The following is an 8,302-nucleotide window of genomic DNA, read 5'->3' as shown; positions in this document are numbered from 1 at the left end:
GGACGACACCGATCGGTTCGTCCTGCTCAGCGTTCGAAGAACACCCGGTGAGCAGCAGAAATGCGAATCCGATACAAGAGGCGACAACGCGCGCTCCCGGTCCTACCATGTGCTGCTCCTCGCGGTTCCGTCGTCGATCCATACTGCACGACTGCTCTCTAGCATCCCTGATCGGCGAAACGCTGACGAAATCGGTCGTCGCCCACCACCTCGGAGGCGTTACGGTGGGTGGTAACGACCCCCGTGCCCAGGTGTTCGCCGAGAGCCGGATGGGTCATCGAGGAGAAGATCGTGGAATCACCCGACTCGCCAACGTTCACCGTCGAAGACATTTCGGTCGGAGCGCACGCGCACGGCTTCGGTATGACCGCAGCCGGCAACTCGTACGCGTTCCGGGTGCGCAAGAGCACCCTGTACGTCGAGGTCTACCGTGCCGATGTGACGTCCGACGTTCCCTCGCCGGAGGATGTCGTCGCCTCTGCGCGGCGCTCCGTCCGGGACATCGACCTGACCGACGAACGCAGCATTATCGCCCTCGTCCGTGACGCTGTGGCCGATCCTGATTCCGTTGTTCCCCAGGCGGAGGACGGAACCACGGTGCGTGCGGTACTCACCCGGCTCGGTTCCGTCATCGAAGGGATCTGAACCGACCGAAGCACGATGTCGCGGCACTCTAGCTGTTGCGGACGTCGCGGCGGGGGAGAACCAGGGCCGCGCCGGTGCGGGGGTGTGCGAGAACCTCGACGGGATGCCGGTACACCCGGGTCAGCAACTCTTCGGACAGTACGTCGCCGGGCGGTCCGTCGGCAGCCACCCGCCCCTTCTCGAGCACGATGACCCGATCCGCGTAGGCGGAGGCGAGCGCGAGATCGTGCAGAACGACCACCACTGCCGTGCCGTGTTCCGCCCGCGAACGGGTCAGCCGCATCACCGTCTCCTGATGACCCAGGTCGAGGGCGGCGGTCGGCTCGTCCAGGAGGATCGTCTCGGTGCGCTGCGCGAGGATCCTGGCCAAGGCGACGCGTGCACGTTCACCGCCGGACAATGCCGTGAAAGGCCGGTCCGCGAACGCTTCGACGTCGCACAGGCGCATCGCCTCCGTGATCGCGGCTTCGTCCTCGCTCGAGCGCTGCGTGCGCGCCCACGGAGTTCGCCCCATGGCGATCACCTGCCTGGCGGTGAATGAGAAGCCGACCGTGTTCTGCTGGGGAAGTACCGCTCGGCGCTGCGCCATGCCTGCCATGGTCCACTCGGTGAGATTCCTGTCGTCGAGGTGCACCTCGCCGGACTGCACCGGCTGATCCCCGGACAGGGCGGCGAGGAGCGTCGACTTCCCGGCCCCGTTGGGGCCCACGAGCACCAGGACTTCGCCGACCCGGACGTCCACGGATACCTGCTCGAGTACCGGCCGGTGTCCGCGGACGACATCGATGTCGATGGCCCGCAACGTGATCGCGCCGGCCGGACGCCGCGGCGGGGTGGGATCGGTGCGGCGAAAGAAACTCTGCCCGACGGCATCGGTCAATCGGACGCGGGCCGTGCGGAACGGGCTGATCATCAGGCCCAGCCTCCTTGGCTCGAGCGGGTGCGTCGAAGCAACCAGAAGAAGAACGGGCCGCCCACGAGGGCGGTCAGCATGCCGAGCGGGAGGTCGGCGTTCTCGACCAGCGACCGGGCTCCGAGGTCTGCGAGTAGGAGTACGAGCGCGCCGCACAGCGCGCTCGCCGGAACGAGTGCGCGGTGGCCCGGACCGACGGCGATGCGCATCAGGTGAGGCACCACCAGGCCCACGAACAGGATGATGCCGGTGAAGGCCACGCTCGCCGACACCAGCAGCGCAACGATGAGCACGGCCACCTGACGGAGTCGCTCGACATCGAGACCGAGGTGCCGCGCAGCACTTTCCCCGAGAGCGAGAAGGTCGAGCTTTCCGGCGATGAACGCGGTGGCGGCGATACCGGTGATCGTCATCGGTGCCACCACAGCCACGGCATTCCAGGTGGCACCGTTGAGGCTGCCCAACTGCCAGAAGACGATCTGATCGCGTGCCGCAGGCGAGGCGATGAACGTGAAGTAGGCGATCAGCCCGCCGGCGAAGGCGTTGACCGCGACACCGGTGAGCACCAGGGTGACCACCTCGGTACGGCCTTCGTGCCGGGCGAGGAGGTAGACGGCCACCGTGGTGATCACACCGGCACAGAACGCGGCAGCGGCCACGGACCAGCCGGCCGCGAAGACACCGCCGACGACGATTGCGGCGCTGGCACCGACGGCCGCCCCGGACGAGACGCCGATGACGCCCGGTTCGGCCAGCGGATTCGCGAACACTCCCTGCAGGAGGGTGCCCGCGCAGCCGAGCGACGCACCGACGAGGACGGCGAGGACCACCCGCGGGAACCGGACCTGCCAGAGGGTGACGTCGCCACTGGGGTGTGCCGGCAGCGGACCGATGTCGAGTCCGATGTGATGCAGGAGGCTGCCGAGAACTTCATCCGGACCTGTGGGCACCTGACCGATACAGGCCGAGAACACCGCCGCCACGAGCAACGCGATCAGAAGACCGACCATGACGGTGGCGGTGCGTGTACGAGACTTCTTCACCGGCCTCTCGACTTCGGCGAGGCTCATGGTGCGTCGGGGTAGACGGCGTCGGAGAGTGCGGCCAGGACCCGGCCGGTGTTGGGGCCGAAGCTGAGGAGCACCCCGTCCTGCATGTCGACGACGCGCTGGTCCTTGCCTGCCGGGGTCTGGACGACACCGGGAATCTTCGCGAGACCGTCGATGCCGCCGATCGACTCGAGCCCATCCGTCATCATGAGGATGACATCCGGGGCTGCGGCGATCAACGCTTCGCTGGTGACGGGTGCGAATGGCTGGGTGATGCCCGACGCCGTGCCGGCGTCGACCGCGCCGAGCGCCTCGATCAAGGAGTCGGCACCGGATCCGGGACCACCGATCATGGTGATCGCCGTGCCGCGCAGGTAGAGAAACGCGATCTTCAGCGGGTCGCCGTCCTGCGGGGCACGGCTTCGGGCAACCGCGATCTGGTTCTCGGTGCGCGCCCTGAGTTCCCGACCGCGTTCGGGAACACCGAGTGCGTTCGCCACATTCACTATCTGCTCGGGTACTCCCTCGAGCGTGCGTGCGGGATCGAAAAAGACGACGGGAACTCCGGCGGCGCGCAGTTGTTCCTGCACGGCGAGCGGCCCGATGCTTGTGTCGGTGAGGACAACAGTCGGCGCGAGGTCGAGAATCGCCTCGGCATTCAGGGACATCCCGCCCGGCGTCACGACGGGAATGTCTGCTGCCGCCGGAAACTCGGCGGCGATGTCGCGCCCCACGACGTTGTCACCGAGACCGAGCGCGAATACGGTTTCGGTGAGCGTGCCGTACCGATCGGCAGTCACGATCCGGGTCGCGTCGTCGATCGTCATCTCCACCCCGTCGAAGCTGCGCACAGTGACCGGTAGTGCGGGCGGCTCCGAAGAAGTGATGATCTCGGGGTCCGGATTGTCGAGAATCGCCGTTCGCGCCCCAGTCGCCGCGCCGGAATCCGAGGCACCGGAACTGCATGCGGAGAGCCCGAGCGCAGCGACGAGAAGGAACGACAGAAAGGCGATGAGCCACTTCGTCACACGAGGCCGGAGCACAGGCATCACTTCACGCGGTAACTGTCGATGTCGGCCTCGAGATCGGCGAACAGGGCACCGTTGAGGCGGTATGCAAGGTTGACTTCGTCGATCACCCGCTGTTGATCGTCGGCGGACAGCGGTGCCGCGTCGAGTTTCGCGCGATAGGAATCCTTGAACACCTTCGGCTTCGGGATGGCAGCGAAGATGTAGAACTGCAGGCCGTCGGTGGTGTACCCGTAGGCGCGTTCGAGCATGCGGCGGATGATCTGACCGCCCGAGAGATCACCCATGTAGCGGATGTAGTGGTGGGCAACGAAACCGGCCGGCCATTCGTACGCCACCTCACGCAGACGCGCAACGTATCGGGTGGTGGCAGGCGAGGCCGAGACGGTGTCGCGCCACGACGGGCCGCGAAGGAACTCGAGGTCGGCTTCGAGGGAGGGCACCCGCAGGAGTTCGTCGGCGAGGAACGGCGATGCCACCGGGCTGTCCGCGTGGCTGCGGCCCGCGTCCTCGAGTTCGCGGTAGACGAGATAGGTCTGAGCGAGGAGTTCCGCATAACCGTCGGTGTTCAGTTCCCCGGCCAGCAGAGCACCGATGAACCCGGACTGTTCCGTCTCCCGATGCGCGGCGTCGGTATCGGCCTTGATACGGTCGGCGAAGCCGAGTGTCCGAGGATGGGCCGACCCGGACTCGTTCAGTGTCGTCATGGGCTCTCCTGCGGTTCGGAAACATCGGCGTGTGGCATCAGGTTAGCCTAGCCTCTGTTACGCGGGCATGCGCTCGAGTGCCGACCACCCGACTCCGACATCACAAGCATCGCCTACGCGCTGACATCCACATACGCATCGCCTACGCGCTGACATCATCCAGTGCAGCCGAAATCGCAGCCGGCAACTCCAGTTCCTCGGCAACGAGTACCCCGGTCAGCTGCGCGATATCCCTGGCACCGACAACGGCGCTCGCGACACCGGGCCGGTCACGTGCCCACGCCAGTGCGACCGCGAGCGGTGATGTGCCGAGCCCGTCCGCTGCGGTGAGCACCGCGTCGACGACCCGGACCGAGGATTCGGTCAGGTAGCTCTGGACCTCCTGCGAGTGAGCGTCGTCCGCGCCCCGCGAATCCACGGGAATCCCGCTGCGATACTTGCCGGTGAGCACGCCACCGGCAAGGGGTATCGCTGCGAACACCCCGATACCGTGATGTGTCGCAGCGGGAATGAGTTCCTCCTCGACCCCGCGGGCGAGGAGTGAATACTCCACCTGGGTTGCCACCAGAGTGGTGGTGCGGCAGGCTCCCGCGGCGGTCGCCAACTGCCACCCGAGATAGCCCCGGGCACCGACGTATCGGACCCGGCCGCTCGACACCGCGAAGTCCAGTGTGGCGGCAACCTCGTCGACCGGTGTGAAGGGATCCCACGTCGCCACCTGCCACATGTCGAGATAGTCGGTGCCGAGTTCGCGCAGCGTCGCATCGAGCTGTGCAAGAAGTCCTCGACGAGAGCAGTCGATGCGCAACCGGCTCGCGGGGTTGATGCCCGAACTCGAACTCAGAACGAGTTCCGTGCGCGGAACCACGTCGTCGAGCAGTTCGGCCAGGATCCGCTGCGCCACACCATCACCGTAGGCAGGGGACGTGTCGACGAGGGTGCCTCCCGCGTCCACGAACGCCGCGATCTGTGCGGCCGCCTCGTCACCGTCGGTGTCCCGTCCCCAGGTGAGGGTGCCCAGGCCGAGACGGGACACACGTAACCCACTTGCTCCGACCGATCTCTGTTCCATAACCACCTGCGTCTCGTGCCGTCCGTGATGTGGAGGTAACCGGGCGATTGCCCACCCGAGGCCTCTACCCCCACGAGCAGAGTAGTGGCGGCGGTGCAAGCACGTAGGGCTCCCACGCCGGATTCTGCCGGACGTCGGCCGGACCGGTACCGTAACGCCGGTGAATTACGAACGCGACACGGGAAATTGGCGTCGGAGCGGCGCATTCGACCTCTGCAGGTACGGCATCGAGCTCCCCGGGGACGCTCGGTGACGGGGGAGGCGATGAGCTGGCTCCAGGCGCTCGTCCTCGGGATGGTCCAGGGTTTGACCGAGTTCCTCCCGATCTCGTCGTCCGGTCACCTGCGGATCGTGTCGGAGATCTTCTTCGGCGAAGACGCAGGCGCGTCCTTCACGGCGGTCACCCAGCTCGGTACCGAAGCTGCGGTGCTCATCTACTTCGCCCGCGACATAGGCCGCATCATCGCTGCCTGGTTCCGCGGCCTGCGCAGCCCCGAACACCGGGGTGATCTCGATTACCGCATGGGCTGGTATGTGATCATCGGTACCATTCCCGTCGGAGTGCTGGGTTTTCTCTTCAGGGATCAGATCCGTACCAGCGCTCGCAACCTCTGGCTGATCGCCACCATGCTGATCGTTTTCGCACTGGTCATCGCGGCGGCGGAGTACTACGGCCGCAAGGTGCGCCCCGTCGAGGACCTCCGGCTGAAGGACGGCGTCATCATGGGGTCGGCTCAGGCGCTGGCCTTGATCCCCGGTGTCTCACGGTCAGGCGGAACGATCAGTGCGGGCCTCTTCCTCGGGCTCACCCGTGAGGCGTCCGCCCGGTATTCGTTCCTGCTGGCCATTCCCGCCGTCGTCGCGTCCGGGCTGTTCAGCCTTCCCGACGCGTTCGAACCGGCCGGTGAAGGACTCGACGCCAGCGGTCCGCAGCTTCTCGTCGCCACCCTCATCGCGTTCGCGGTCGGCTACGCGTCGATCGCGTGGCTGCTCCGATTCGTCGTCGATCACTCGATGTACTGGTTCGTGGGTTACCGCATCATCCTGGGCGTGACGGTCATGTCGCTTCTCGCGGCCGGCGTCGTGTCGGCCACGTGAGATCGGGCACTGCACACCTGCGCGACACTAGGCTGGGCCAATGACAGTTGTGTTGCTGCGCCATGGGCGGTCGACCTCCAACACCGCCCGAACTCTCGCCGGACGGTCGCCCGGGGTCGCACTCGACGACCACGGCCGCGAGCAGGCGGAGGGAGTCGTCGTCCGCCTCGCGCAGGTCGAGATCGAGGAGATCGTGCACTCTCCGCTCCTGAGGTGTGAGCAGACCGTGGTGCCGCTCGCTCGGGCGCGGGGGCTGATCCCAGTGGTGGAAGAACGACTCGTCGAGGTCGACTACGGAACTTGGACCGGACGCGATCTGAAGACCCTCCTGGAGGAACCGCTGTGGAAGGTTGTCCAGCAGCACGCATCCGCCGCGGTCTTCCCGGACGGCGAAGGCCTGGCCCAGGTCCAGGCACGGGCGGTGGCTGCGGTGCGTGAGCACGACGCGAGGCTCAGGGAACGTCACGGCCGGGACGTCGTGTGGTTGGCATGCACCCATGGCGACGTCATCAAGTCGATACTCGCCGATGCGCTCGGCACCCATCTCGACGGGTTTCAGCGCATCGTCGCCGAGCCCGCATCGCTCAGCGTGGTCCGGTACACCTCCACACGTCCCTATGTGCTGAAGATGAACGACACCGGCGGGGACCTGTCGGGGGTCAACACCCCGCCGCCGCCGTCGGGGGAAGACGCCCGCGCGGAGCTATCCCAATCGGTCCCCGGCGGAGAGGTACGGCTGTAATCATGAGGCGGACGCCGCCGGTGATCATGAGGCGGACGCCGCCGGTGATCATGTGCGGTACCACGGCTGAGGATTGGCGGATAATGGACGAGCCACGCTGCTAGGAAGAGTCCGCGAGGGAAACAACGAGTGGGCAGCGCCGCGGAAGGGCCCGGCTCCAGCTGAAGGAGGTGCAAATGTCACGCGCAATTCACGTATTCCGCACTCCTGACCGGTTCATTGCGGGGACGGTGGGTGAGCCAGGCGACAGGTCGTTCTATCTGCAGGCGGTACACGAGTCGCGAGTGGTCAGCGTGTTGCTGGAGAAGCAGCAAGTCCAGGTTCTGGCCGATCGGATGGGACTCCTTCTCGACGAAGTTCATCGCAGGTTCGGCACCGAGGTGCCGCCCGAGGGTGCCGAACTCGAAGACGTCAGTCCCCTCGTGACACCGATCGACGCGGAGTTCCGGGTCGGCACGATGGGTCTCGGCTGGGATGCGGACGCCGGTGCCGTGGTCGTCGAACTACTCGCCGTCAGTGAGACCGAGTTCGACGAATCAGTGGTGCTCGACGATTCCGAAGAAGGTCCGGATGCGGTGCGGGTATTCCTGACGCCGTTGCAGGCGCGGGACTTCTCGCTGCGGTCCGAACGGGTGATCGCCGCCGGGCGTGCGCCGTGCCCGTTGTGCGGTGAGCCGCTCGCCCCTGAAGGTCACATCTGCATTCGCACCAACGGGTACCGTCGGGGCCAGAGCTTCGGAATCGCCCCGGAGCCGGACGAGGAGGACTGAGGGTTGCCTTCCGAGGAATCGGATCCTCTGGAGTTCGGCGAGCTGACCCTCATCGGCCAGATCACCCACGCCAGTAACGCCACCTTGGTCTGTGACGCGGTCTCGGGCGAGAACACAGTGCGGTGCGTCTACAAACCGATCCGCGGCGAACGCCCGCTGTGGGACTTTCCGGACGGAACCCTGGCAGGTCGTGAATACGCGTCGTATCTGGTGTCCGAACAACTCGGCTGGGGTGTAATTCCACGCACGCTGCTGCGAGACGGGCCGTTCGGTCCTGG

The 8,302-nt window shown here is 66.4% G+C and carries 9 protein-coding genes and 1 pseudogene; 5 read left to right on the top strand and 5 right to left on the bottom strand.

Annotation, left to right across the window (positions count from 1 at the left end; all coding sequences use genetic code 11):
* Window positions 1-291: 291 nt before the first annotated feature.
* Entirely contained in the window at window positions 292-645 is a 354-nt protein-coding gene (locus WAW17_RS00185) for a hypothetical protein (RefSeq protein ID WP_422331017.1), read from the top strand.
* Between the two features lie 28 nt (window positions 646-673).
* Here WAW17_RS00185 and WAW17_RS00180 read toward each other — a convergent pair whose 3' ends face one another.
* The 5 genes from WAW17_RS00180 to WAW17_RS00160 all read right to left on the bottom strand — a co-directional run bounded on the left by WAW17_RS00180 (window position 674) and on the right by WAW17_RS00160 (window position 5,414).
* Entirely contained in the window at window positions 674-1,558 is an 885-nt protein-coding gene (locus WAW17_RS00180) for a heme ABC transporter ATP-binding protein (RefSeq protein ID WP_422331016.1), read from the bottom strand.
* Window positions 1,558-2,628: a FecCD family ABC transporter permease gene (locus WAW17_RS00175; RefSeq protein ID WP_422331015.1), complete on the bottom strand. Its 1,071-nt coding sequence runs from the start codon at window positions 2,626-2,628 to the stop codon at window positions 1,558-1,560. Before WAW17_RS00175 ends, WAW17_RS00180 begins: the two co-directional genes overlap by 1 nt.
* Window positions 2,625-3,656, bottom strand: coding sequence for a heme/hemin ABC transporter substrate-binding protein (locus tag WAW17_RS00170; RefSeq protein WP_422331014.1), 1,032 nt, complete (start codon window positions 3,654-3,656; stop codon window positions 2,625-2,627). The genes WAW17_RS00175 and WAW17_RS00170 overlap by 4 nt, the downstream gene beginning before the upstream one ends.
* Window positions 3,656-4,342: a heme oxygenase (biliverdin-producing) gene (locus WAW17_RS00165; protein WP_422331013.1), complete on the bottom strand. Its 687-nt coding sequence runs from the start codon at window positions 4,340-4,342 to the stop codon at window positions 3,656-3,658. The genes WAW17_RS00170 and WAW17_RS00165 overlap by 1 nt, the downstream gene beginning before the upstream one ends.
* Before the next feature lie 142 nt (window positions 4,343-4,484).
* Complete coding sequence (locus WAW17_RS00160; protein WP_422331012.1) at window positions 4,485-5,414, bottom strand: aldo/keto reductase; 930 nt, start codon at window positions 5,412-5,414, stop codon at window positions 4,485-4,487.
* Window positions 5,415-5,678: 264 nt separating this feature from the next.
* On the opposite strand from WAW17_RS00160, the gene WAW17_RS00155 reads away from it, so the two are divergent.
* From WAW17_RS00155 to WAW17_RS00140, 4 genes and pseudogenes are all read left to right on the top strand, one after another.
* Window positions 5,679-6,512, top strand: coding sequence for an undecaprenyl-diphosphate phosphatase (locus tag WAW17_RS00155; RefSeq protein ID WP_422331011.1), 834 nt, complete (start codon window positions 5,679-5,681; stop codon window positions 6,510-6,512).
* A gap of 40 nt (window positions 6,513-6,552) precedes the next feature.
* Window positions 6,553-7,254 (top strand): histidine phosphatase family protein, encoded by a 702-nt coding sequence (locus WAW17_RS00150; protein ID WP_422331010.1) that lies wholly within the window; start codon window positions 6,553-6,555, stop codon window positions 7,252-7,254.
* 176 nt (window positions 7,255-7,430) lie between these two features.
* Window positions 7,431-8,024, top strand: coding sequence for a DUF3090 domain-containing protein (locus WAW17_RS00145; RefSeq protein WP_422331009.1), 594 nt, complete (start codon window positions 7,431-7,433; stop codon window positions 8,022-8,024).
* Window positions 8,025-8,027: 3 nt separating this feature from the next.
* A pseudogene (locus tag WAW17_RS00140) lies at window positions 8,028-8,302 on the top strand (phosphatidylinositol kinase); the annotation flags it as partial.

Origin of the sequence: Rhodococcus sp. (in: high G+C Gram-positive bacteria) (genome assembly GCF_049286785.1) — a bacterium.
GTDB lineage: Bacteria > Actinomycetota > Actinomycetes > Mycobacteriales > Mycobacteriaceae > Rhodococcus_F.
The sequence above is the reverse complement of the archived record's forward strand: the minus strand, read 5'-3'. Positions and strand labels throughout refer to the sequence as shown.